General features: G+C 56.0%; 21 protein-coding genes and 1 tRNA gene. 13 read left to right on the top strand and 9 right to left on the bottom strand.

Going from position 1 to position 23,991, the window contains the following annotated elements:
• Window positions 1–18: 18 nt before the first annotated feature.
• Window positions 19–1,299 carry a phosphoribosylamine--glycine ligase gene (gene purD, locus C5Y44_RS08585; RefSeq protein WP_105324539.1) on the bottom strand — a complete coding sequence of 427 codons (1,281 nt, stop codon included), beginning with the start codon at window positions 1,297–1,299 and terminating at the stop codon, window positions 19–21.
• Window positions 1,300–1,367: 68 nt separating this feature from the next.
• Here purD and C5Y44_RS08580 point away from each other — a divergent pair, with 68 nt between their 5' ends.
• The gene (locus C5Y44_RS08580) at window positions 1,368–1,808 is read left to right on the top strand and encodes an HIT family protein (protein WP_105324538.1); all 441 of its coding nucleotides are present in this window, start codon (window positions 1,368–1,370) and stop codon (window positions 1,806–1,808) included.
• Here C5Y44_RS08580 and C5Y44_RS08575 read toward each other — a convergent pair.
• The 3 genes from C5Y44_RS08575 to C5Y44_RS08565 form a co-directional block, all read right to left on the bottom strand.
• On the bottom strand, window positions 1,805–3,445 hold the full coding sequence (locus C5Y44_RS08575) for a sensor histidine kinase (protein ID WP_369831082.1): 1,641 nt from the start codon (window positions 3,443–3,445) through the stop codon (window positions 1,805–1,807). The two genes, C5Y44_RS08580 and C5Y44_RS08575, sit on opposite strands and share 4 nt — an antisense overlap.
• 16 nt (window positions 3,446–3,461) lie before the next feature.
• Entirely contained in the window at window positions 3,462–4,172 is a 711-nt protein-coding gene (locus tag C5Y44_RS08570) for a response regulator transcription factor (RefSeq protein WP_105324537.1), read from the bottom strand.
• Window positions 4,173–4,300: 128 nt separating this feature from the next.
• The gene (locus C5Y44_RS08565) at window positions 4,301–5,092 is read right to left on the bottom strand and encodes a MerR family transcriptional regulator (protein WP_105324536.1); all 792 of its coding nucleotides are present in this window, start codon (window positions 5,090–5,092) and stop codon (window positions 4,301–4,303) included.
• 112 nt (window positions 5,093–5,204) lie between these two features.
• On the opposite strand from C5Y44_RS08565, the gene C5Y44_RS08560 reads away from it, so the two are divergent.
• A complete protein-coding gene (locus C5Y44_RS08560; RefSeq protein WP_105324535.1) occupies window positions 5,205–6,545 on the top strand; it encodes an MFS transporter in 1,341 nt (446 codons plus the stop codon).
• Window positions 6,546–6,592: 47 nt separating this feature from the next.
• Here the strand turns inward: C5Y44_RS08560 and C5Y44_RS08555 are convergent, their stop codons facing one another.
• Window positions 6,593–8,344, bottom strand: a complete 1,752-nt coding sequence (locus tag C5Y44_RS08555; protein ID WP_105324534.1) for a pyruvate dehydrogenase — start codon at window positions 8,342–8,344, stop codon at window positions 6,593–6,595.
• Window positions 8,345–8,532: 188 nt separating this feature from the next.
• Here C5Y44_RS08555 and C5Y44_RS08550 point away from each other — a divergent pair, with 188 nt between their 5' ends.
• Together C5Y44_RS08550 and C5Y44_RS08545 are read left to right on the top strand one after the other, a co-directional pair.
• Window positions 8,533–10,047, top strand: coding sequence for an MFS transporter (locus C5Y44_RS08550; protein WP_105324533.1), 1,515 nt, complete (start codon window positions 8,533–8,535; stop codon window positions 10,045–10,047).
• Window positions 10,034–10,567 (top strand): TetR/AcrR family transcriptional regulator, encoded by a 534-nt coding sequence (locus C5Y44_RS08545; RefSeq protein WP_105324532.1) that lies wholly within the window; start codon window positions 10,034–10,036, stop codon window positions 10,565–10,567. The genes C5Y44_RS08550 and C5Y44_RS08545 overlap by 14 nt, the downstream gene beginning before the upstream one ends.
• A 628-nt stretch (window positions 10,568–11,195) precedes the next feature.
• Here C5Y44_RS08545 and C5Y44_RS08540 read toward each other — a convergent pair.
• Window positions 11,196–11,268, bottom strand: a tRNA-Thr gene (locus C5Y44_RS08540).
• 388 nt (window positions 11,269–11,656) lie between these two features.
• On the opposite strand from C5Y44_RS08540, the gene C5Y44_RS08535 reads away from it, so the two are divergent.
• From C5Y44_RS08535 to otsB, 5 genes are all read left to right on the top strand, one after another.
• Window positions 11,657–13,414 carry a threonine/serine exporter ThrE family protein gene (locus tag C5Y44_RS08535; protein ID WP_233189923.1) on the top strand — a complete coding sequence of 586 codons (1,758 nt, stop codon included), beginning with the start codon at window positions 11,657–11,659 and terminating at the stop codon, window positions 13,412–13,414.
• Between the two features lie 80 nt (window positions 13,415–13,494).
• Window positions 13,495–13,845 carry a hypothetical protein gene (locus tag C5Y44_RS13245; protein WP_066796322.1) on the top strand — a complete coding sequence of 117 codons (351 nt, stop codon included), beginning with the start codon at window positions 13,495–13,497 and terminating at the stop codon, window positions 13,843–13,845.
• A 45-nt stretch (window positions 13,846–13,890) separates the two neighbouring features.
• Entirely contained in the window at window positions 13,891–15,366 is a 1,476-nt protein-coding gene (locus C5Y44_RS08530) for a trehalose-6-phosphate synthase (protein WP_105324531.1), read from the top strand.
• Window positions 15,367–15,378: 12 nt separating this feature from the next.
• Window positions 15,379–15,909 carry a hypothetical protein gene (locus C5Y44_RS08525; protein ID WP_105324530.1) on the top strand — a complete coding sequence of 177 codons (531 nt, stop codon included), beginning with the start codon at window positions 15,379–15,381 and terminating at the stop codon, window positions 15,907–15,909.
• 53 nt (window positions 15,910–15,962) lie between these two features.
• Entirely contained in the window at window positions 15,963–16,757 is a 795-nt protein-coding gene (otsB, locus tag C5Y44_RS08520) for a trehalose-phosphatase (protein WP_199186015.1), read from the top strand.
• Window positions 16,758–16,769: 12 nt separating this feature from the next.
• Here the strand turns inward: otsB and C5Y44_RS08515 are convergent, their stop codons facing one another.
• Window positions 16,770–17,888: a LacI family DNA-binding transcriptional regulator gene (locus tag C5Y44_RS08515; RefSeq protein ID WP_105324529.1), complete on the bottom strand. Its 1,119-nt coding sequence runs from the start codon at window positions 17,886–17,888 to the stop codon at window positions 16,770–16,772.
• Between the two features lie 159 nt (window positions 17,889–18,047).
• On the opposite strand from C5Y44_RS08515, the gene C5Y44_RS08510 reads away from it, so the two are divergent.
• Genes C5Y44_RS08510 through C5Y44_RS08495 form a run of 4 tightly spaced genes read left to right on the top strand, consistent with a single transcriptional unit; the run spans window position 18,048 to window position 21,648 of the window.
• A complete protein-coding gene (locus C5Y44_RS08510) occupies window positions 18,048–19,088 on the top strand; it encodes a metal ABC transporter solute-binding protein, Zn/Mn family (protein WP_105324528.1) in 1,041 nt (346 codons plus the stop codon).
• 57 nt (window positions 19,089–19,145) lie between these two features.
• Window positions 19,146–19,847 (top strand): metal ABC transporter ATP-binding protein, encoded by a 702-nt coding sequence (locus tag C5Y44_RS08505; RefSeq protein WP_105324527.1) that lies wholly within the window; start codon window positions 19,146–19,148, stop codon window positions 19,845–19,847.
• Entirely contained in the window at window positions 19,847–20,815 is a 969-nt protein-coding gene (locus tag C5Y44_RS08500) for a metal ABC transporter permease (protein WP_105324526.1), read from the top strand. Before C5Y44_RS08505 ends, C5Y44_RS08500 begins: the two co-directional genes overlap by 1 nt.
• Window positions 20,816–20,826: 11 nt before the next feature.
• Entirely contained in the window at window positions 20,827–21,648 is an 822-nt protein-coding gene (locus C5Y44_RS08495; protein ID WP_105324525.1) for a PHB depolymerase family esterase, read from the top strand.
• 94 nt (window positions 21,649–21,742) lie between these two features.
• Here the strand turns inward: C5Y44_RS08495 and C5Y44_RS08490 are convergent, their stop codons facing one another.
• Both C5Y44_RS08490 and rlmB read right to left on the bottom strand, forming a co-directional pair.
• The gene (locus C5Y44_RS08490) at window positions 21,743–22,876 is read right to left on the bottom strand and encodes an HNH endonuclease signature motif containing protein (protein ID WP_105324524.1); all 1,134 of its coding nucleotides are present in this window, start codon (window positions 22,874–22,876) and stop codon (window positions 21,743–21,745) included.
• A 161-nt stretch (window positions 22,877–23,037) separates the two neighbouring features.
• Window positions 23,038–23,991 (bottom strand): 23S rRNA (guanosine(2251)-2'-O)-methyltransferase RlmB, encoded by a 954-nt coding sequence (rlmB, locus tag C5Y44_RS08485; RefSeq protein ID WP_105324523.1) that lies wholly within the window; start codon window positions 23,989–23,991, stop codon window positions 23,038–23,040.

The following is a 23,991-nucleotide window of genomic DNA, read 5'->3' as shown; positions in this document are numbered from 1 at the left end:
AACAGCAAGGGCGAGATGCTAGGAGTCGATGCTAATGCGACCTTCTTCGGCAGCTTGGCCGATGTCAGTGCGGTAGAAGCTATCGGCCAGATCAATGTTCTCGAGCACCTCATACGCGGCAGCGCGCGCGGCAGATAGGGTTTCACCCTTGCCAATTACGTTGAGCACGCGACCGCCATTGGAAATAACTTCTGCATCTTTTACCGCGGTACCCGCGTGCAAAATCTTGTCAGTATCTGCCAAATCTGGCGAGGTGATGACATCGCCCTTGCGTGGAGATTCCGGGTAATTCGCAGCCGCCAGCACTACGGTCACGGCATAGGCGTCTTCCCACTCCAGCGCAGGCAGTTCGTCCACAGTTCCGGTTGCAACTGCGTTGAGAACCCCTGCCAGCGGCGTCTTCAACAGCGAGAGCAGCGGCTGGGTTTCTGGGTCGCCGAAGCGGCAGTTGAACTCAATGACGGAGGGGCCTTCTTGCCCCCATGCCAGACCCGCGTACAGCAGGCCGGAGTATGGGGTGCCGCGCTCGACCATTTGCTTAGCTACTGGCTCGCAAACCTCGCGCACGATGCGGTCGACGCCTTCAGCAGACAACCACGGCAGCGGGGTGTATGCGCCCATGCCGCCGGTGTTAGGTCCTTCATCATTGTCATAGGCACGCTTGTGGTCTTGGGCTGGCAGAAGTGGCACGACAGTTTCGCCATCGACAAGGCAAAACAGCGAGACCTCTGGGCCGTCCAAGAAAGATTCCAGCAGCACTGGGTTACCAGCGGCATGCACGAGATGGATGTGCTGGCGTGCTTCGGCGCGGTCAGCGGTGACCACAACGCCCTTGCCTGCGGCCAGCCCGTCGTCTTTGACGACATACATAGGACCGAAGTAGTCGAGCTCATGCTCGATATCGTCGTCAGTCATTCCCGGCGGTAGGGTCTGCGCACGCGCTGTAGCAACGCCTGCAGCTTCCATGACTTCCTTGGCAAAGGCCTTAGAGCCTTCAATCTGTGCTGCATCCGCGTTCGGCCCAAAGACCGCGATGCCTTCGGCGCGCAATGCGTCAGCAACGCCGGCAACCAATGGAATTTCCGGGCCGATGACAACCAGTTCAGGTTTAATCTCCTGAGCCAATTCCAGCATGCGGGCCGGATCCGCTACTTCTTTGTAGTCAGCGTGCACAGTAGCTAACGATGCAAAAGCAGGTGAGCCTGGTGCAACGTGCAGGTCAGTGGTAGCGGGGTCGGCCGCAAGGCCTTTCAAAATGGCGTGCTCGCGGCCGCCGGAACCAATTACAAGAATGCGCATGCGACTATCTTAACTTTTTCGCTCGACGGGTACCCCATTCACAGCCAAGAAAGCTATAGCATTGGGTCATGACTGAAATTGAGCCTTCTGTATTTACCAAGATCATCAACGGCGAGCTACCCGGCCGTTTTGTATACCGCGATGACAAGTGCGTGGCGTTTTTGAGCATTGAGCCGCTGCGCTACGGCCACACCTTGGTCGTTCCGATTGAGCAGGTTGATAAGTGGACCGACCTGGATGCCGAGACCTGGCTGCACATTTCCGGCGTCGCGCAGGAAATCGGTGAGGCTATCAAGACCGCTTACGACACCACGCGCGCGGGCTTTATCATCGCCGGTTTCGATGTGCCACACACGCACATCCACCTGTTCCCGACGGAGAAGATGGCTGAGTTCGACTTCAGCAAGGCCATGGCTATGGATGCCACCGATCCCAAGGCGATGGATGAGGCTGCGGTGCGTATCCGCCAGCACCTCAACACCGGCGAGGATGGGTTTCGCTTGAGCTAAGCCTCCGGCTTTTCGCTTTCGCTTGTCGATGCCTCCCCCGCATCGCTGTCGGCCTTCGCACCGTTTTTCTTACCGTTGCGGAGGCTGCGGTTTTTCCGGGAGGCTTTCACCGGTACAGCGTTGCCTTGTGGCACAGCACCATCCTCGCTCTCTGAAGAGTCCATGGATTCCGGCTCTTCCGCAGCTGGTAGGCGCACGGTGAAGGTCGAGCCGACGCCGAGCTCGGATTCCACAGAGATCGAACCGCCGTGCTGTTCCACCAGGGACTTCACAATTGCTAGGCCCAGGCCGGAGCCGCCGGTATCGCGGGTGCGGGAAGTGTCTTCGCGGTAGAAACGCTCAAAGATATGCGAGCTTACTTCCGGGTCCATGCCGCGGCCGGTGTCAATGACTTTGATCAGCACATCACCGTTGTCTTTTTCCAGACCAATGGTGATTTCGGCATCTTCGCCACCGTGGCGCAGGCCGTTGGTGATCAGGTTCAAAATGATCTGGTGCAAGCGGCTGGCATCGCCGTAAACCACCGGCACACCCGAGGTATTATTCGCCACGTTGACGGAACGGCCGGTGAAAGCTGCGCGCGCTGACGATGCCACCGACAATGAGAGTTCCAAGACATCGACGGGACGAATATCCAGCCGTGTTCCCTCAGCACGCGTCAGCGCGAGTAAGTCTTCCACCAGGTAAGACATGCGCGAGGATTCGGCGTCAATCTTGGACAAGACCATGTCGACGTCATCGGTAATACCCGCGCGATACAGCTCGGTATAGCCGCGCAGGGATGTCAGCGGGGTGCGCAGCTCATGCGAGGCATCGCCGACAAAGCGGCGCATCTGCTCTTCTTTGCCTTGGGCTTGTTCCACCGAGGCCTGCAGCTTCGCCAACATGATATTCAATGCGCTGGCCAGCTGGCCTACCTCAGTGTGTTGTGGCCACTCTGGCACACGTTTGTCCAAGTCACCAGCGGCAATTTCCGAGGCCGTCTTTTCCACCACGCGCAGCGGCCGCAGCGCGCGTCTAATAAACCAGAATCCGGCTATCGCAATCAGCATCAAGACGACCACGGCAATCATGAGCTGCACCAGCGCCAAGCCGCGCAGCAAGATTTGTTCGGAGTCAAGGTTTTTTGCCACCACGGTGATAACACCGTCGCGTTCAGTGGCCATGGCGCGCCACTCGGAAGTGGAATTGGATTCGCTGGTGGAGTCGACAGTTTCCGGCGCAGCACCGATGACCAGATCATCGACCTGCGGCATGGACTCATAAGGATTGAGGTAGCGCACCGCGCCATCGGGATAAATCTTGATAAGCGAATACTCTGTCGGCGGACGGCCGGTCAAATCCAACCCGAAAACATTAGTGGTGCGCGCCCAGCCGTTTTGGGCTGCTACCAGCTCATCATCCACTTGGTTGTACAGCACATCGCGCATCACGGCAGAGACCGCGACCGAGGCGCTAATAATGCCAAGTCCGGAGACGACAACGAGCAGCACGACCAACCACGTGCGCAGCGGCATCGCCTGCGGCGAGCCGGACATCCCAGGGTACAAATATCCCCGCACGCGTTCTTTGAAAGAACGCGGATCGCGCTGCGTTAATTCGCCGTGGTTGTTGTCTGCTGTTGCCGAATTGCTCACGTACTGCCCCTGAAATTTAGGAGCGTGGGGTGCGCAAGACGTAGCCCACACCACGCACGGTGTGGATCAGTGGGTTATCGCCGGTATCAATCTTGCGGCGCAGGTAAGAAATATAGGATTCCACGACGTTGCCGTCGCCGCCGAAGTCATAGTGCCAGACGTTGTCCAAAATCTTCGCCTTGGACAGCACGACTTCCTTGTTCTGCATCAAAAAGCGCAGCAGGTTGAACTCGGTTGGGGAAAGGTCAATGATTTCCCCGCCCTTGGTTACCTCATGGGTGTCATCATTCAAGGTCAGGTCTGCATAAGACATGGTGGCATCACTATTGTCGTCTTGACCTGCACCGCCGCGGCGCAAAATCACGCGCAGGCGGGTGATGACTTCTTCCAAGCTAAAGGGCTTGGTTACATAATCATCAGCACCGATGGTCAGGCCATGGATGCGCTGGTCCACGCTATCTTTCGCGGTCAAATACAGCACGGGACCGTCAAGGCCTTCCGCACGCAGCTTGGCAAGCAGCTCAAAGCCGTCCATGCCCGGCATCATGACATCTATAATGTAGGCTTCCGGATTGATCTCACGCGCAATGCGCAGCGCTTCGGTACCAGAATTTGCGCTCCGCACATTAAAGCCCTGGAATTTCAGGGAGACGGTCAATAGTTCGACAATATTTGGTTCATCGTCGACGACCAGGACAGTTACTTGGTCGTTGCTGTTTTCTTCCATGTTGCTTCCTTAGAAAATTTTCACTACTTCTTCAACTATTAAAAAGTGTGGCACACAGGCTATCAAAGCTACTGGACATTTTCTGCAAGAAAGCTGTGAGACTTAATTCAAAGTCTATACTTTAAAATTTACTCCCACGCGACATTTGACAGATCGATTCCTTCAGCCTGCGCTTGGGCTTCGATAAGCTCCAAAAGATACTGGCGGTGATCGCCATAGGCCTCAGCAAAGCGCTCGTCAGCAACGTACATGCGTGCAAGAAGTACCTGCTTAGAACGACTCATCGGCATGTAGGGACTGATAGTCGCCATGTGCTTGTCGACGACCTCCTCCGCCTCCTTCGAGCCCGGCGCGATTGCGTGGGAGTGGGCATCGATAAGCATCTGCTTAAACTCCTCTGCTACCTGCTTGGCCGCAAGGATGTCTTCCTTGCTCATCTGCGCCACCATCTTTTGGTTTTCGGCATAGTCTTCCGTATCGCCCCAGCGCTCACGGGCCTCTTCGTCATAGACCGGCCAGTTTTCACCGAACAACGCAATCTTGTCTTCAGTACTCATGGTCTTTCCTTCCTTTAAGGTTTCCGCAGTCAACAGGGTGTCAACTGCCGTGATGAGTTCTTGCATGTGACTGACTTTGTCCAGGAGCATCTTGCGCTGGTTGCGCAAGATGGCGGTGCGGGAGGATGAGGTGGCATCGATAAGCTCTGCGATGTCTTTCAACGCCACGCCTGCCCCGCGGTAGATGAGGATATTCATGCCGCGCTCTACGTCTTCTTCGGAGTACAAACGATGATCACCCCACGTGCGCCAACTGGGTGTTAACAACTCAATGTCATCCCAATGGCGCAGGGTGCGCGTTGATACTTGGAGTATCTCCGCTGCCTCACCAATGGTGTATTCAGCCTGGTCTTGTTCCGTCACAAGAATTATCTTCCTACTTGACGCAGCGTTAAGTTCAAGCCCTATCCTAAACTTTTTGCTGAGAGCCCGATTGCGCTGCATGTATTGCACGTGCGACCTAGGATTAGGGGCTATGACTAGCCCTGCATTGGAGAACGTGCCTGATTCGGCCAAGCGCACAGATAAACTCACGGTCTTTTCCTGGGCCATGTGGGACTGGGGCTCGGCCGCGTTTAACGCCGTGCTGGTGACGTTTATCTTCGCGGTGTATCTGACTGATTCCGTCGGTGCGCAGATTGATTCTTCGCGTACCCCGGCGCAGTGGTTGTCGGTGGCCATGACGGTGGCCGGGCTGGTTATTTTTGCGGTCACGCCGATTATGGGCCAGCGTTCTGACACCCGTGGTACGCGGCGGCGGTCCTTGGCCTTTTGGTCTTTCATCACTTTTGTGTTGATGGCGGCGCTGTATTTCATCCGCAATGACGCCCCAGTGTATTTCTGGGTGGGTCTGGTGGTGCTTGCGATTGGCACCATCACCATTGAGTTTGCGGAGGTCAACTACTTCGCGCAGATTGCCCAGATTTCCACTAAAGACAACGTGGGGAAGATTTCGGGTCTGGGTTGGTCTTTTGGTTATTTCGGCGGAATCTTCTTGTTGCTGATTTGCTATTTCGGGTTTGTTGCCGGCGATGGCGGCTTACTGGGTATTCGCACCGAGGGCGGGCTCAATATCCGCTTGGTGGCAGTACTTGCCGCCGTGTGGTTTGGTCTTTCTGCCTTGCCGGGCTTCTTCCGCGTACCGGAGATTCCCCCATCAGGTGAAAAGGCTGGGAGCATCAAAGACTCCTACGTCAAACTTTTTCGGGATATCAAAGAGCTCTGGCAGGTTGACCGTAACGCCTGCTACTTCCTCTTTGCCTCGGCTATTTTCCGCGACGGTCTCGCTGGCGTCTTCGCTTTCGGTGCCGTCTTGGGTGTTTCCGTGTACGGACTCAACGCCGGGGACGTGCTTATCTTTGGTGTTGCAGCTAATGTCGCGGCCGCCCTTGGTGCACTTATCGGCGGGCTTATCGATGACATCGTCGGCCCCAAGATCATCATCTTGACCTCGCTATTTATCCTTGCCGGCACGGGCAGCGCCATGTACTTTGTCGAAGGTCCTCTGGCCTTCTGGATTTTCGGCCTTATCTTGTGTCTGTTCGTCGGCCCCGCGCAGTCTGCATCCCGCGGCTTTTTAGCGCGTGTTGCACCCGCTGGCCACGAGGGGCAAATGTTTGGGCTTTATGCCACCACTGGCCGCGCGGTGAGCTGGATGACCCCAGCACTTTTTGGCATTTTTGTATCTTTGATCGGCGACGGCGACCGCGGTGGTGTTCTCGCGATCGCCGTCGTATTGCTGGTTGGGGCGCTCATTCTGATTCCGGTCCGTGATCCGAAGAAGCACGAACCGGAGACCGCACAACCTGCGCTCTAACCGTAGATTCTCCTACTTCATGCCCGTAGATTTAGCTGTGTCTAAATCTACGGACGCGGGATATTGCGCAGGTTGGATGCTGCCATATCCACCATGTGTCCCACGCCGCCATCGAAGACGGTGCGTGCTGCGGCCTTGGAAAAGCCGAGTAGCTGATCAATAGACAGTGTTGGTGGGATAGACAGTGCATTCGGGTCGGTGACGAACTCGACTAGCACCGGGCCGTCATAAGCGAGTGCTTCGCGCACAGCCTTGCGTACTTCCTTTGGCTTTTCCACGCGGATGGACTTGATGCCCACACCGGCGGCAATGTCTGCGAAGTGCAGTTGCTCATGGTCGGTTTCGAACTCTGGCATGCCTTCAACCAGCATCTCGAGTTTGACCATACCCAATGAAGAGTTGTTAAAGACAAAGGTCTTCACTGGAAGGTTGTGACGCTTTACGGTTAATAGCTCGCCGAGCAGCATGCCCAGTCCGCCGTCACCGCTAAACGTGATGACTTGGCGGTCAAGGTCCGCAAACTGCGCGCCGATCGCGTGCGGCAGAGCATTGGCCATGGTGCCGTGGCGGAATGAACCCAGCTGTTCACGCTGGCCATTGGGGGTGATATAGCGTGCGCCCCACACATTGCACATGCCAGTATCGACGGTGAAGATGGCATCCTGTGATGCTTCTTCGTCGATGACATCAGCGACAAATTCTGGGTGCAGCGGCGTCATCTTCTCGATATTGGAGGTATACGCGTCAATGACCTGGGTGAGTTTCTTGTGGTGCTGCTTGAGCATCTTATCCAGGAAGGAACGATTCTTCTTTTCATTGACGTGCGGCAAGATATTCGCGATGGTTGCTGCCACATCACCGGTGACTGGGTAAGAAACCTTGGTGCGCCGGCCAATGTGTGCGCCGTTGATATCGACCTGTGCCACCTTGGTATCACCAGGACCGCCCTGTGGCAGGAAGTCGGCATAAGGAAAGTCCGTGCCGAGAAGAATCAGCAGGTCTGCTTCGTTCATGGCATCGTGCGCGGCGCCGTATCCCAGCAAGCCCGACATTCCGACGTCAAAAGGATTGTCATGCTGGATATACATCTTGCCGCCCAAGGCATGTCCCACAGGAGCCTTCACCTTCTCAGCAAGCTCAAGGACTTCCTTGCGGGCATAACGCGCGCCAGCGCCGACGAAGAAAGTAATCTTCTCCGCCTCATTAATAGCCTGGGTTAGTGCTGCTGCTTCAGCAGGATCCGGGAAAGTAATCGGGTTACCTGCAGAGATAGCCGATTCCGTGAACTGATCATTTTCTGCTTCGAAAGATGCTACATCGCCTGGGATAACCAGGACAGAGACACCATTGCCAGCCATGGTGGATTGGATGGCGTTGTGGGTAATGACAGCGCCTTGGGCTGCGGAGTTAACCATCTCGCAGTAACCGGATGCTTCCTTGAACAAGATCTCCGGGTGGGTTTCCTGGAAGAACTGGCCACCAATTTGGCGCGATGGAATGTGGCTGGCCAACGCCAGCACCTTGGCGCCGTTGCGGTGAGAATCATAAAGGCCCTGAATCAGGTGTGTATTACCCGGGCCGCAGGAGCCCGCGCACACAGTCAACTCACCGGTAATCAAAGATTCTGCACCGGCAGCAAAAGCAGCTGCCTCTTCATTGTGAACGTGAATCCATTCAATAGATGAGCGTCGAACAGCATCAACAATCGGGTTGAGGGAGTCACCGACTAGACCATAAATGCGTTTCACACCTTGTGCTTCCAAAGTGTCAACCAGCTGGTCAGCATAAGTACGTGCCATGTCTAACCTCTTTCATTAAAAAGATGTGCCACTCCACTAAATCGCAGGGTGTAACCCCATAGTGCGCCCAAAGGTAAATTTTCGCCACAATCGTTCTAATCCTCACCAGTTTATTCGGCTGGGATTTTTGCAACCTACTACTTTCTCCCGCTTGTTACTATACCGAACGTGCGTTACAGTAATCGACCATGACGATAGGACATAACGCACGCCTGAGGAACGCACGCAAAGAATTCGATAGCAACTCCACACCAGCTCAACGCTGGTCTTTTTTCGCTGCAATCTCTTTAGGCTTGCTGATGATTGGGCTGGATAACTCCATCCTTTTCACCGCGCTGCCAACGCTGACGGAGGAAATCCACGCGGGTGAAACCCAGCAACTGTGGATCATCAACGCCTATCCTTTGGTCCTCGCCGGACTACTCCTGGGCACCGGCACACTCGGCGATAAAATCGGCCACCGCCGCATGTTTACCACCGGCCTGGTGGTCTTCGGCGTGGCATCGTTAGCCGCGGCGTTCTCCCCTACTCCGGCCTATTTGATTGGTGCCCGCGCTGTCTTAGGACTAGGTGCGGCTGTCATGATGCCCGCGACCTTGGCGCTGATTCGTCTGACCTTCAAAGATGAACAAGAACGCAACACCGCGATTGGCATTTGGGGCGCGGTCGCCGTTGTTGGCGCGGCCGCAGGCCCTGTTGTCGGTGGCGCCTTGCTGGAAGTCTGGTGGTGGGGCTCAGTATTTCTTATCAACGTGCCCATCGTGGTTATCGCGCTTATCGCTACCACCCTGCTGGCACCACCAAATATGCCTAACCCGGCTAAGCACTGGGACCTCATCTCCTCAATCTTTGCGTTGATTACGCTCACGGGCCTGACGCTGGCGATTAAAGAACTAGCCAACCCCAACCGATCGTGGATTCTGGTTGCTGCGGCTTTCATCGCCTGTGTCATCGGCGGATACTTGTTCACCCGTCGCCAAAACCGCCTCGAAGAGCCTTTGCTGACCTTCGATATTTTCCGCAACCGACTCTTCCTCGGTGGTGTCATCGCCGCTTCCGGCGCCATGTTTATCATGGCGGGGCTGGAGATGATTACGGCGCAAAAGCTGCAGCTTGCCGATAATTTCAGCCCCTTCCACGCCGGCATCATCGTCGCGGCCGCAGCGATTGCTGCCTTGCCGATGTCTGCATTGGGCGGTGCGAACCTGCACCGCGTGGGCTTTTTGCCGCTTATCTCCGGTGGCTTCATGCTCGCTACCATCGGCACAGGCTTAGCGATGTGGTCGACGCACGCAGATTCAGTTCCGCTTTTGATTGCCGGTCTGCTCTTCTTAGGTGCTGGTGCAGGTTCCATCATGTCTGTCTCCTCCATCGCGATTATCGGGTCCGTACCGATGCACCGCTCCGGTATGGCTGCGGGTGTCGAAGAAGTCTCCTATGAATTTGGCACTTTATTGTCTGTCGCTTTCGTCGGTTCGCTGACTCCAGCCTTGTACTTGAGTAATCTGCCCACCCATCTTCGCCACATGGGTACGGAGGCTCTGCACGGTGGCCTTGGCCATGCGGATGCATCGACCGCGTATGCTTCTGCCTACGGCACCACCGTGGGATGTGTGGCTGTGCTCGCATTAGTTCTCACCATCGTCACGTTCTGGTGTTTCCGCGACAACCCAAAATCAGGAGGAAACAGTGGCGCGCACTAGCAAGAAGGAAGTAGCGCTTCAAGCAGCCCTGAACATCATTGAACGCGACGGCGTCCCCGCATTGACCTATGAATCGCTCGCTGAAGCGACCGGTATGTCCAAGTCAGGGCTGATTTATCACTTCCCGTCGCGCCACGAGATGCTCATTGATATCCACGCGTGGTCGGCACAGCGCTGGGAGGATGAGCTTATCGCCATCGCCGGCGCTCCAGCCGATGCTCTAGACGCCAAGCATCGCCTACGCGCGGTGATTTTGTCGCTTGGCAAAAATGACCCGCTGGTAGAGCTCATTTTGAGCATCCACACCAAGTCTCACCCTGACTTCGCACAGCAGTGGGCTCCCGTGGACAACAAGTGGATTCCCAATGCATCCGATCCAAACTTGAGCCCTGAAATGCTTGAGCTTTCTCTAATCGCCAACGGCCTGTGGGTTTATGACCACATCTCGCAGCGCCCACTGTCTGCGTCCAACCGCAAGCTCATGGTGGACAATCTTCTAACGCGTATCAAGCAAATTTAGCTGCCATACGGAGACTTCGTCGCAGGCTCGGCATCGGCGTTGAAGAGAGCTTCTTTGAAATCCATGTCCGCATCTTCAATAACGTCCCGCACTCACTCTCCGGGATTAGCCAGGACAGCGCCGCTGCCGTTGGAAATTTCAATGCCCAACCCTAGATAAAGAGACGGTTGCCCAACTGGGATCGGATCATAAGTTCACGATCCACCTAAACGGTCGAGATACCAGCAGCCGCGCAGGTTAGTTATAAGTGCATGGCGTGTGTTCTGATGCAACTCCGAATCGCGAATAGGCTCGATGATTTCTCGTGGAAAATCCAGGTGACCAAAATCGTCCACATTCAGTTCCTAGCGAAGTAGCGGCTCCTCCTCTGCCTGATACTCAATTAAGACGGCTCACGACTACGTGTTGAGCCTGTGCAGCTTATTCGGATTAAGTTCTGACATTCCGCGATTTTCTTGTTATTTGCGCTCCTCATTCCCCGATGCTCATCCGACTAAAAGTTCACTTCCCTTATTTGATTAGGTTTTCGCTAGCTAAGGCCTAGCCCGCCCTGCAGAGAGACCGACATTCAATGCCGAACAATGAAAATCTCCTATGGCCTAATTTGCAGGCCATAGGAGAAAATTTGAGCTGAAGACGAGACTTGAACTCGCAACCTACGCATTACAAGTGCGTTGCGCTACCAATTGCGCCACTTCAGCAGTGCCTCCCTAGAATACAACACCACTTTGGCAAACTTCCAAATAGGTGAATATGCAGCGGAAAAACATGCGTTGACTCGGTAATATGCACGAAGTACATTCCGGGATTAAAGTGCAGTAAAGAAATCGTGTAATACAACTGTGCGCAGTGTAAATTTCGAAAAAGTTTCATGTCATTCATTAACACTGGTGTAGAGGAAGTTCGTTGTCTGTATTTAAGTCTTTAAAGGCACGCCTGTCCAAGAAAGCCACGCCAGAAAACTCCACCGAAGACACTTCGGCCACCTCAGGTGTGTTGGATGAAGACTCCACTGTGCACGGCATTTTGACCGGCGATTTTCCCGACGGCTACCTCAACACTGATCACGTCGCCACGGTCGATACAGCGATGGCGGCACCACCGCCCTCACCGCTGGCACCAGTTGATCTGACTGACCCGGCGCAGGTAACCGGCGTGATGGAAATTGCCGCACGTATCGGGGAGATTTTGATCTTTTCGGGCAGCTCTAATTCCGATGCCCGCGCGCAGGTGTATCTTGCCGCAGCTTCCTACGGTTTGCACTACTGCCACGTCGATATCGTCATGAATACGATTACCATCCACACTAATATCGGCACGGGTGCCAAGCGCCAGCCGCTAACGGTGGTGCGTTCCGCACGCAAGTGGACGATCAACTTCACCAAGCTATCAGCGGTTGACCGCCTGATTCGTTCCATCCACACGGGTTTCACTCCGCCATCGGTTGCCGAACAAGCTTTGGATGATATCGAAGCCATGAAATCGCCGCGCACTATCTTCACAGAGCTGCTCGGCTGGGCAACCATGGGTGGCGCATTTTCCGTGATGCTGGGCGGCAACCTCTTTGTCGCCGTGATGTCTTTCTTCGTCGCGTTTAGCATCATTGGCGTCATCATCGCGATGGATATGGTGCGCATTCCGCCCTTCTATCACAATGTCGTTGGTGGATTCATGGCCGTGGTGCCGGCGGCGGTCGTCTACAACATTGCCTCGTCGCTAGGATTGGCTTTCTCCCCCAGCCAAGTTATCGGTATGGGCATCATCGTCCTGGTTGCAGGGCTTACGCTGGTGCAATCGATTATCGATGGCATCACCAGAGCCCCAGTTACCTCCACCGCACGATTTTTTGAAGCACTGCTTTCTACCGCCGCGATTGTCGGCGGTGTCGGTTTAGGTATTCAGTTCTCGGATTGGATTGGCTACCCACTACCACCGTTGGCATCGATGTCAGCGCCCGTCTACTACGAAGTTCCACTTTTGGTCCTCGCGGGCGGTGTGGGCTCCGCGGCGCTCGCCTATGCCTGCCACGCGGCGTGGAAAGAAGTGCTGATTTCCGGCGCAACAGCTGCAGCCGGCATGCTCTTTTACTACTTCGTCGTGATTCCTTTCGGCGCTGGCGTCGTGGTGGCTTCCGGCATCTCCGCCATCGTGGTGGGGCTTGCCGGTGGTCTTTTGGCACGTCGTTTCTACATTCCGCCGCTGATTACCATGGTCGTGGGCTACACGCCGATGCTCCCTGGCTTGACGTTGTACCGCGGCATGTACGCCTCGTTGAATGAACAATTCATCACGGGCATGGCCAACTTGGTTACCGCACTCGCAATCGCCGGCGCCCTGGCAGCTGGCGTGCTCTTAGGCGAACGCGGAGCGCGTCGCCTGCGCAGGCCGAAGCTCTTCCGCCCGTACACAGCTTTCAAGCGCATCGGCCGGTACTCGGTAAACCAGGCAAAGGATTTGGCTGCGAAGGCGCAGAAGATTCCACGCGTGCCACTAGCGCCGTTGGCGCCGCGTGCTAACCGCCCGGAGCTTCCGCCAATCCAAGGTCCAGCCACAGCTCCAGAGGACACCAGCGCGGTTTATGCAGATGCCTCGCCGACTTCGCAGTGGGAAGTGCAAACCAATGACCGGGTATTCGATGAAACTTGGCCGCCACGCACGACCTTCCCTGCACAAAGCTGGCCGGATGAAGAAGCACCAACGGTGTACACCTCACCTGGTACCGAGGAGTTCATCGCGCAGCATGCAGCTGCCGATGAAGCCAAGGCCGCTGAGGAAGCACTGGCCGCACAAGAAGCGCAAGCCGCTGAAGAGCAGGGCGAGGCGACTTCAGACGAGGAAATGCGGTAGAATATTCGGTCTGTACCCTACTCACGGTTGATTATCATCTTTCCTTGGATGAGCCCAGGGAACGCATTTAGGAGGAACACGTGCCACCAAAGGTCACTGACACACAGCCAGCAGCGGAGCAGATGCATGCTGTGGAGGAAGAGACCGCGCGCTCAGCTCGCCGCGTCGTCGCAACCTATGCTCAAGATTTCTTGGACGGCGTTACTTTGATGTCCATGCTGGGCGTTGAGCCAGAAGGCTTAGTTCACAAGAAGGTGCTCGCTGAGCAGGTAGAATCTGAGCCTAAGACCACCCGTAAGAAGGCAACGAAAAAAGCTACCAAGAAGACCGCTGCAAAAAAGGCTACTAAGAAGACTACGAAGAAAGCCACGAAAAAGACTGCAGCTAAAAAGAGCACGAAGAAAACTACTGCGAAGAAGACTTCAAGCTAGTTTCATAAATTCCAGCAGATACCATCTTGAGGAGCCTTTGAGCGCATGAGCGAGACAGCCCCCGACGGCGCGGCCATAGGCACCGGAGACAACAGCTTTGTTGTCGTCGCCAACCGACTCCCCGTCGACATGATTATTGAATCCGACGGGACAAAGTCATGGCAAGAATCACCGGGCGGTCTGGTTTCTGCTGTATCTCCCGTGCTGGAAAAGCACCAGGGCTGCTGGGTGGGCTGGCCTGGCGTGACCGATGAGGCCCCCGAGCCTTTCCGCACGGAACGTGGCGTGCTCCTGCATCCAGTTGAGCTGACTCGCCAAGACTTTGAGGAATTCTACGAAGGTTTCTCCAACGCCACCTTGTGGCCGCTGTACCACAACCTGATTGTCACCCCAGAGTTCAATCGCTCCTGGTGGGACGCCTACCGCGACGTCAACTTACGGTTTGCTACCGAGGTCGCATCGGTCGCAGCACCTGGCGCGACGGTATGGGTGCAGGATTATCAGCTGCAACTGGTTCCGGGAATACTGCGGCAGCTGCGCCCTGATCTCACCATCGGGTTCTTCCTGCATATCCCATTCCCACCGCCTGAAATCTACCGGCAGCTTCCGTGGCGCAATGAGATGTTGCGCGGGCTTCTCGATGCCGACCTCATCGGCTTTCATCTGGAATCCAACGTGCGCAACTTTGTTGAATTGTGCCGCGGCTACGACATGGAAGTCAGCGGCGAGATTAAAGTGCGCGAAGCTGGAATCACCATTACCTTGCCGAATGGTCATTCTTTAGGCGTTGGGGTATTTCCGATCTCTATCGACACTTCCGCTATCGCTGCGACTCTAGCAGCGGATACCCACCATGAATCCCATGGCGAACTCGAGCAGATGCATCACAATATGGGCTCGCCTTCCACGGTATTTTTAGGTGTGGACCGTTTGGATTACACCAAGGGCATCTTGCAGCGGCTTTTGGCTTTTGAAGAGTTGCTGGATTCAGGTGCTTTGGATCCGAAAGAAGTAGCGTTAGTGCAGCTGGCGACGCCGTCGCGTGAGCGCATCGATAGCTATCGCACCACCCGTTCCAATGTGGAAGAAGCGGTGGGCCGCATCAATGGCCGCTTTGCGCAGATTGGTCGGCCAGTGGTGCACTACCAGCACCGTTCGGTGACCAAAGATGTGCTGATGCGCTATTACCGTCTAGCCGATGTCATGCTGGTGACGCCGTTTCGCGATGGCATGAACTTGGTGGCAAAGGAATTTGTTGCAACCCGTGCAGATTCCTCCGGTGCATTAGTCCTGTCAGAATTTGCCGGCGCAGCTGATGAATTAACCCAGGCGCATTTGTGCAACCCTTTTGATATCGAGGACATCAAAAAGGCCATGTTGCAGGCTACTTGGGGTTTGAAGAATAACCCTGAAGCTATGAAAGAGCGCATGTCCGCGATGTATAACCAGGTTATGGAACATGACGTTGACCTGTGGGCAAATTCATTCCTTGGAGCATTAGACCAGAAGCACTCGGCATAAATAAGTAGGACCATGAAGAAATCTTTTGTCGGATATCTCGCTGCCGCCGCAGTGTTCCTAGCTAGTTGCAGCACCCCAGACGGTGCTCCCCCGCAGCCGCTTGGCGATGACCGCGTGGGCGGCAAGACTTGGCAAGCCATCGGCGTGTACACCTCACCTGAGACCAACGGCGCGATTTCAGAAAACACACTATCCTTTCCGCGCGTGGTCTTCGGGGAAACGTCCATGCTTGGTTCCACCGGCTGTGAACAATTCTCCGCCAAGGTCACCTACTTCAGCGATGCTTCCGACTCCGAGAACCCAGACCCGACTGAGCTACGCAAGGCCGATGCCGTGCGCATTGATTCCATTGTCTTCGATACCGAGGGTGAGACCGGAAGCATGGAATGCACAGGTGAGATGCTGTGGACACATAATAATCTTTCGCGTCTCTACGCTCAGGGCAACGAATTCGATATCACCGTTGATAAAAACAACCAGCTGATTTTGACGCTGCAGGACGGCCGCGTCGATTCCCCGGCGATTCGCTATATCGGGCTATAGATACTCACCGGAGCAACTTACCGGAGAAACTTTCCGTGGGTAATCTTGTAGCCATGTCTGACTTTCCTTGTGATTTTCGTGATTCGGCTCGGGTGGAAGGGATCATCGATAAGCTAGCGTCCACGCCGCGGCTATTTGTGGTCTCCGATTTTGATGGCACTCTTGCCGAGCACTCGACGGATATCTATGGTGTCCCCGTTAATCAGGACTCTCTTGCTGCGCTTTCCGCCTTTGCGAAGCTTCCTGATACCTACGCTGCTGCGTTATCTGGGCGCCACCTTGACGGTCTCAAGCGGGTCTTTCCGCTGCGCGCGCCCGTGATGCTGGGCGGTTCGCACGGTGCCGAGACCGAAGGCGAAGAGAGCGCTTTGACCGAAGACATGAAGGCTTTTTTGGACCGCGTGGATGACGAGCTTAATGCCATTGCCGCGGACTACGAGGAAGCTTTTGTTGAGCAAAAGCCCTTCCACCGTGGGCTGCACGTCAAGGCTTTATCGGAGCGCGACCCGCAAGCCGCTGAGGAAGCACTCGCACGCGGGCTCGAGGTAGACCCCGGCGACTACTTCGTTTCCACCGGCAAGAACTTAGTGGAGTTCTCCGCCACTACCGCCAACAAGGGCACGTGGATTGAAACGCACCGCACGACTGTCGATGCCACTGCTGTGGTATTTCTTGGCGACGATGTCACCGACGAGGACGGCTTCGCCGTGCTGAATCAGCCCACTGACTTAGGCGTCAAAGTCGGCGAGGGTGACACTGCAGCGCATCTCCGCGTTGCCGATATCGACGAAGTAGCCACTTTCTTGCAGGCTCTACTGAAAGCGCGCCAAGAGTTCCTCACCGACTAACTAGCTGACACGCTAGTGGCGGGGGCGGGCAATCGTCCTACCCGGCGCGAGCTGGGTCTTCAGCAGCACGCGCAGCGGCTTTCCGTCTTCGCTGGTGGGTGAGGGGAGGTTGGCGACGGAGGCATCGATAAGCTCAGCCAGCATTCGGCCGGCTTCGGCGCCTTTATTGAAGTTGGGTTGAATCACTGTGGTCAATCCGCGCAGGCGAGCGGATTCGATACCGTCGAAGCCGGTCACGGAAAGATCCCCAGGAATGGGGATTCCTTGGCGCTCTGCGAAGTCCAAGACACCCAGCGCCATTGAGTCTGTTGTGCAAAGCACTGCGGTTAATTCCGGGTTATTACTCAGCAGTTCCTCTGCTGCCTCCCGCGCCGTGTCGCGGGTGTTGATGTGGCGAGTGACCACGGGAACCTTATCCGCATCGATACCGGCATCGGCGAAGATTTTTAACGCTCCCTGCACGCGCAGGCGCTGGGTATCAAACTCTGCCGCGGCAAGATTTTTCCGGTCGACTGCGCCATCGAGGCGTTCATGGCGCAGACGGATGGATAGGATACCGACTTTGGTGTGCCCGGCATCGACGAGCGCTTGCGCCGCCGGGGCAATCGCTGTGAAATCATCAATGCCAACAAAAGGCTGCCCGGTATCGCGTGGCTGGTCACAGACCACGACCGGCAGGCCGCGGTTGCTAGCGGCCGCTAGATACGGGTCATCGCCGCCGACGGAATAGACCACAAAACCATCGACAACCGCGCGACCCAAAAGTTCCTCCGCGCCGGTCCCTTCAGCAGTATCTGGGCCTGCTGGAATTAGCGTCAACGTGCTATTTTTACCCGCCAATCCTTGCGCCATACCTGCTAAGAAATCCACCGAGGCGGCATCCTCGAAGGCATAGGACAGATCCTCGGTCAGCACCACGCCAATAGAGCCCACACGACGCGTACGTAGACTCCTAGCCATCGGATCTGGCCCCGAATAGCCATGCGCGCGAGCAGCCGTCAAGATGCGCTCGCGCAGCTCGGGAGAGAGCTGATCGGGACGGTTATAAGCATTCGAAACAGTCGTTCGCGAGACCCCTAATTCTGCCGCGAGGGAAGCAAGAGTTTTACGAACCGGACTGCGTTTAACCATGCCCTACAGCTTACCGCTCCCACGTAGTTTTACTTCATGATTATGCAGCCGTGGAATGAATAGCGTGAGCACCGCGTTTGAAATATAGGTTCAACCCTTAAGCCATTTTCATTTCATTTTCAGTTGACAATTGTTTTCAATAAGGCAATTATAGAAATTATGCATTTACAGACTTCTCATAAAACTTCCCGCACTCACCGCGGTCGACGTGCAGCTTTAGCTGCACTAGGCATCGGCGCGCTCGGCTTTGCATCGGCATGCTCAACGGCATCTTCTGATGAAGCATCTGACAACGGATCAGAAGGCAGCAACGGCTCTGACGCCCTCAATATTGTTACCTCGACGTCTATTTGGGGCGATATTGCACAGTCGGTTGCCGACTCAGCGGAAGGCGCGGATGTAGAAGTCACCTCCATTGTTGAAGGCAACAACATGGACCCGCACCACTTTGAACCCACTGCTGCGGACCTGGCACGCGCGGCTGAAGCCGACGTGATTGTTGTGGGCGGCGGCGGATATGACGCCTGGCTCTACGACACCATCGAAGATCAAGACAAGATCATCCATGCCCTGCCACTGACCGCGCACAGCCACGACCACGGTGAAGGGGAATCGTCCGAAGCAGAAGGTTCCCATGACCACGACCACGATCATGAGCATGACCATGGCGAGGAGGGCCACTCGCATGAGGTCTCGTCCATCGATGGCAATGAGCACATCTGGTACGACCCAACCGCGGTGATGGAAGTCGCGCACGAAATCGCGGAGCACATCAATGAGGTCAACCCCGATGCGCAGGCAAGCGATGAAGAAGTAGTAAACAAGATCTCTGACTTGGATTCACGCCTGCATGCGCTGCCAGAGGTTACTTATGCACAGACCGAGCCGATTGCAGACTACATGCTGGCACACACCGACATGACTGATGCAACGCCAGAAGGCTACCGCCATGCAACGCTCAGCCACGGTGAACCAGCAGCCGCGGACTTGGCAGCCTTTATCGATGAGCTTAAAGCCGGTGACGTGGATGTGTTGCTCTACAACCCGCAGACCCAAACCGATATGACCTCACGGATTCGCACCACCGCGGAAGATGAAGGCATCCAGATTGTCGAAATTGGTGAGACTCCCCCGGATAACCAAAACTTCTTTGAATACTTTGAAGAAGTCGTATCTAATCTCGAATCGCTCGAAGCGTAAGATGGTTGGGCTTGTGCATTACCAAAGATGCAAGCCCAACCATCCTTTTGGAGTTTGATGTTAGTTTCTTTTAGCCAGGCAGCCGTTGACCCGTTGTGGTCAGGGCTGGATTTGGATGTACAACCTGGCGAGTTCATCGCTGTCTTGGGCCCCAACGGCGTGGGTAAATCCACGCTTTTGGGAACCATCTTGGGCACGCGCCAACTCACCGGCGGAAAGCTGGATGTAAATGCACGCATCGGCTATATCCCGCAGCAGCGTATGTTTGCCCAGCAGCTACCGTTGCGCGCTCGCGATTTGGTGTCGTTGTCATTGGCACACGGAGTCATCGGAAAGCGAAGGCCCTCTAAAGCGCAAGTCGATGAGCTTTTGGCCGAAGTCGGCGCCGAAGGAATCGCAGATCGCCGGGTGGGTCAACTTTCCGGCGGGCAGCAGCAGTTGGTGCGTCAGGCGCAGGCGTTGGCCAATGATCCGCAGGTAATTCTTGCCGATGAACCCCTGCTCTCGCTGGATCCCGCGCGCCAGGCGATGACCATCGACAGGCTGCAAAAACGCCGCCACGACAAGGGCACGGCCACGATTTTTGTCACCCACGGTATTAACCCGGTACTCGATGTGGTCTCCCGGGTGCTGTATCTCGCGCCGCACGGACATGTGGTGGGTTCGGTGGAAGAAGTCATGCGCACCGAGGTGCTCTCGGAGCTTTACGGCGCAAGCGTCAAAGTATTAAACGTTGATGGAAGGATTATTGTCGCCTAATGGATTTTCAGACTTTCCTCGACGATACCGGCTACTTGCTGTCGGTTGACTTCGTGCAGCAGGCGCTGATTGCGTGTGCTTTGCTCGGCGTGCTCTCTGGCGTGATGACGTCGTTGGTGGTGCTGCGGCAGATGTCATTTTCGGTCCATGCCACCTCGGAGCTGGCGCTGATGGGTGCGGCTGCGGCGCTGCTTTTCGGCCTTAATATCGGCTGGGGTGCCATCGCCGGTGCGATTGGCGCCGCCATCGTGCTTGCGGTCTTAGGGTTTAGGGGCCAACAGGACAGCGCTATTGGCGTGGTCATGAGCTTCGGCTTGGGACTTTCCGTGCTTTTCCTGCACCTGTATCCCGGCAACCCGACTGCGGCAATGACTTTACTGACCGGCCAAATCGTTGGTGTCTCCAGCGCTTCGGTATGGCTGCTGGCGCTAACTACCATCGTTGTCGTCGCTGCAGTCGTGCTCTTTTGGCGGCCGATGCTTTTCGCCTCCGCCGACCCGGTCATGGCGCAGGCCTCCGGCATTCCGGTGCGCGCGATTTCTGTGCTTTTTGCCGTGCTGGTTGGTCTGGCTGCCGCGCAGTCCGTGCAGATTGTCGGCGCGCTGCTGGTCATGGCCTTGCTGATCACCCCGGGCGCCGCGGCCGTGCAGATTACCTCGTCGCCGCTAAAGACCGTGCTGTGGTCTGTCATCTTTGCCGAGGTCGCTGCGGTCGGGGGCCTGATTCTATCCCTGGCACCAGGGCTGCCGGTTTCGGTCTTTGTCACCACCATCTCTTTTGCGATTTACCTCGTGTGCCGCGCGGTCGGGGTGCTCAAAAACCGCCGTGCCGTGCGCGACGATATTGCTGCGAAACGCGATAAGGCAGAATTCGCCGCGACCGTCTCCCCGCGGATGGGCAACGCGGATCCTTCCCAAATTCATCACACCAGCCACCATGATGAGCACTGCGATCATATTGATGATTAAGCTTTAATCTCATGGAACAACGCCGGATTACATTTCAAAACACCGAACGCCGTTACGTTCTAATTCCGCCAGAGAACCCCGAGGACGCACCGCAGGATCTGCTGCTGGTCTTTCACGGTTCTTTGCAGTCGCCGAATGTGATCCGGCGTTTTACTGATTTCACCTTTGATGCTCTGGCTAGCTGTAACACGATTGTGGCCTATCCCGGTGGAATCAAGAACCACTTCAATGATGCCCGCAAGCACCTGCCGGAGGTCACGCGTGAGCTGGGCACTGACGATGTCGGTTTTACCCACGCAATCATTGATGAGCTGCGCGAAGAATACAACATTGGCCGGATTTTCGCCTGCGGGTACTCCAACGGTGGGCAGATGGTGTTGCGCTTGCTTTTCGATGCCCCCGGTCTTCTCTCCGGCGCCGCCTTATTCGCCGCAACGTTGGCTGCGGGTGAGAACCTCGCACCGACTAATCCGGTGGAGGCTTATCAGCCCACGCCGTTGTTGATGATTCACGGCACCTTGGATGACAAGGCGCCTTATGAGGGCGGCATGGCCGGCATCCACGCCAAGCGCACACGCGGCGAGGTCCTCTCAGCGCCTGCTACTGGTGCCTACTTTGCCGAGCGCAACGGCGCCGGCGCACCGCAGACGAGCAATCCTTACCCGGATGTAGAAATTACAACCTGGCCGGGTGAAAAGCGCGTGGAGCTGTGGACGGTGCAAGACATGGGCCATGTTGTGCCTTCTGGGAAAGAACTCGACCCCCGCTTGGGAAAGAACACGGATTCTTTCACCGCAGCGGAGGTCGTAGCGGAATTCTTCGAGTTAACCTAACCCTTCCGGTTTTGCGCATGACTAATTGGCAGGTGTGCCGCGCCTTTTTGGGGCGCACCTGCTTCATGGGTGTGGAAGCACTGGTCAGCGGCGATTAGATGAGGTTCATCGCCCCCATGCTGCTCAAGTCATGCGTGTTGCCCACCAGCTTCCCACCTGGGGTGTGCAGGCGAACCTTGCCGAGGTGGCGTCGCATTCTCCCGCGACTTGGCCTTCCTCGCTTATTTTTTCTTTTCTGTGACCCGGGATTACCCGGGTCACCGTCGTCGTTGACGCCGTTATGGTACTTACACAGCATCGTCAGATTCGACGGCTTTGTATGCCCACCATGTTTGTGGGCGTCGATATGGTGGACCTGGCACCTATCAGCCGGAACATTGCAGTCCGGCCACGGACAGACGAGATTCTCCGCCATGGCTAAAGTTCGCAGCTTGTCGGAAGCGAACCGTGCTTCGTAAAGATTGACCGGGCCTGCGGTCGGGTGAAAGAGTCCGACGTAGAGCTTATCGCCGAGTGCACCTTCCATCACAGCGTTGATGAACTCTGCGCCAGTCATGGTCGTGCCATCGGAGAGACCGATGATGACCTCGTCGCCGCGACCGCAGGAGACTTTGGCGAAATCGTCGAGACCAATAGCAATCACGGTGCGGTATTCAGGCTTGATAAGCCCGGTGCCATCACCTTCGACTAAATCCCAGAAAGGCTCTAGTAGTGCTTCAGAGCGAGGTTGGTTGTCGTTGGTAATAGCGGCGTCGAGAGTTTTCTCGAGGTCGGTAATACGACGCTGGGTATCGGTAATACTAATGGTGCGCAGGCCATCGATGACGCGACCTAGGCGTACACCGCGTTGCTTCGGTCTGTCGCCGCCTTCTTCCATAACGCGCTTTTTGGCGTAGGCTTCGACTTCTTCGAAGGTGCCCTCAAACGCGATAAGTTCCGCACGTAACCGCCAGGCGGCACCGCGCTTCTTCAACTTCTTGGCGTGCTTTTCCACCATCTCTAAATACTCAAGGCTTAACCCCCGCTCTTCAGCGAGAGCTACCGATTCGCGTTGCAGCCGCGGTGAATCGGTGGGGCCGAAAAGAACATCTGCCAGCGAGGTGAAACTCTTTGCAGTCTTGCGAGCCATGCCATCGCTTGCCATGTCATACGGCGAGCGTTTAGACATGTCTCTTAAGATGCCTATTGCTTGGCTGGTAAGAGCCATAAATTCTTCGTATTTATCCATGCCTTCGACAGTAAAAGCCGCCGCAAGTCTTGGCTAGTGCAAAAAGAAAAACCTGTGGATAACTACGATGACACATCACGCAACGGGCAAAGTTATCCACAGGCGAGGCATTTTAGCCCTGGGAAAGCCGGGTCGGCTTCCTAAGGCTTGTGCAAGAAGCTTTAGCTTTCTTGCGCGACGCGGCGCTGGCGGGCGAACTCGGAGAGAACCGCGCCGGCGGCGACAGAAGCGTTGAGGGATTCTACCCAGCTGGTCATTGGGATAGACATGATAACGTCGCAGTTTTCTTTGACCAGACGCGAGATGCCCTTGCCTTCAGAACCGATGACGATAACAACTGGGTCTTTGCCGCCCTTGTAGGTATCCAGGTTGTGCTCACCGCCGGCATCTAGGCCAACGACCTGGTAGCCGTTCTTCTGGAATTCCTGCACGGTGCGGGTCATGTTGGTCTCACGCGCAACGGGCAGACGCGCTGCGGTACCCGCGGAGGTACGCCATGCTACTGCCGTCACGGATGCTGAGCGACGCTCTGGGATAATCACGCCGTCGCCGCCGAAAGCAGCAACGGAGCGGATAACCGCGCCTAAGTTACGTGGATCGGTGATGTTGTCCAAGATGACGAACATGCCTGGTTCTGGCTTGTCGGCTGCCCGCGCAATCAAGTCATGCACATCGGCGTACTTGTACGGCGGAATCTGCAAACCAATGCCCTGGTGCATGCCGTTGCCGGTCATCTGATCCATGACGTGGCGCTGAACTTCCAAGATAGGAAGGTTGCGCGCATTGGCGATGGCTACGGCTTCGGACAGGCGTTCATCGTTACGCGTGCCTTGCGCGATATAAAGGTTGGTTGCTGGAACCTTCGCGTGTAGGCACTCGATGACCGGGTTACGGCCAACGACCATCTCCGCGGTTTCCTTCTCATGGCGTCCGGAGTCGCGGCGTTGACGCTGCAGCTTCGCCTTATGCTTAGCGTGGTAAACGCGGTCTTCTGCCTTTGGCGTAGGCCCCTTGCCTTCAAGCCCCTTGCGGCGCTGGCCGCCGGTGCCTTTCACAGCACCCTTCTTATTGGTTTTACGGGGACCTGCGCCGCCGCGGCCGTGAGTACGTGCCAT

Origin of the sequence: Corynebacterium sp. J010B-136 (assembly GCF_002967075.1) — a bacterium.
In the GTDB taxonomy this organism is placed as follows: domain Bacteria; phylum Actinomycetota; class Actinomycetes; order Mycobacteriales; family Mycobacteriaceae; genus Corynebacterium.
This window is presented reverse-complemented; position numbering and strand designations above follow the sequence as displayed.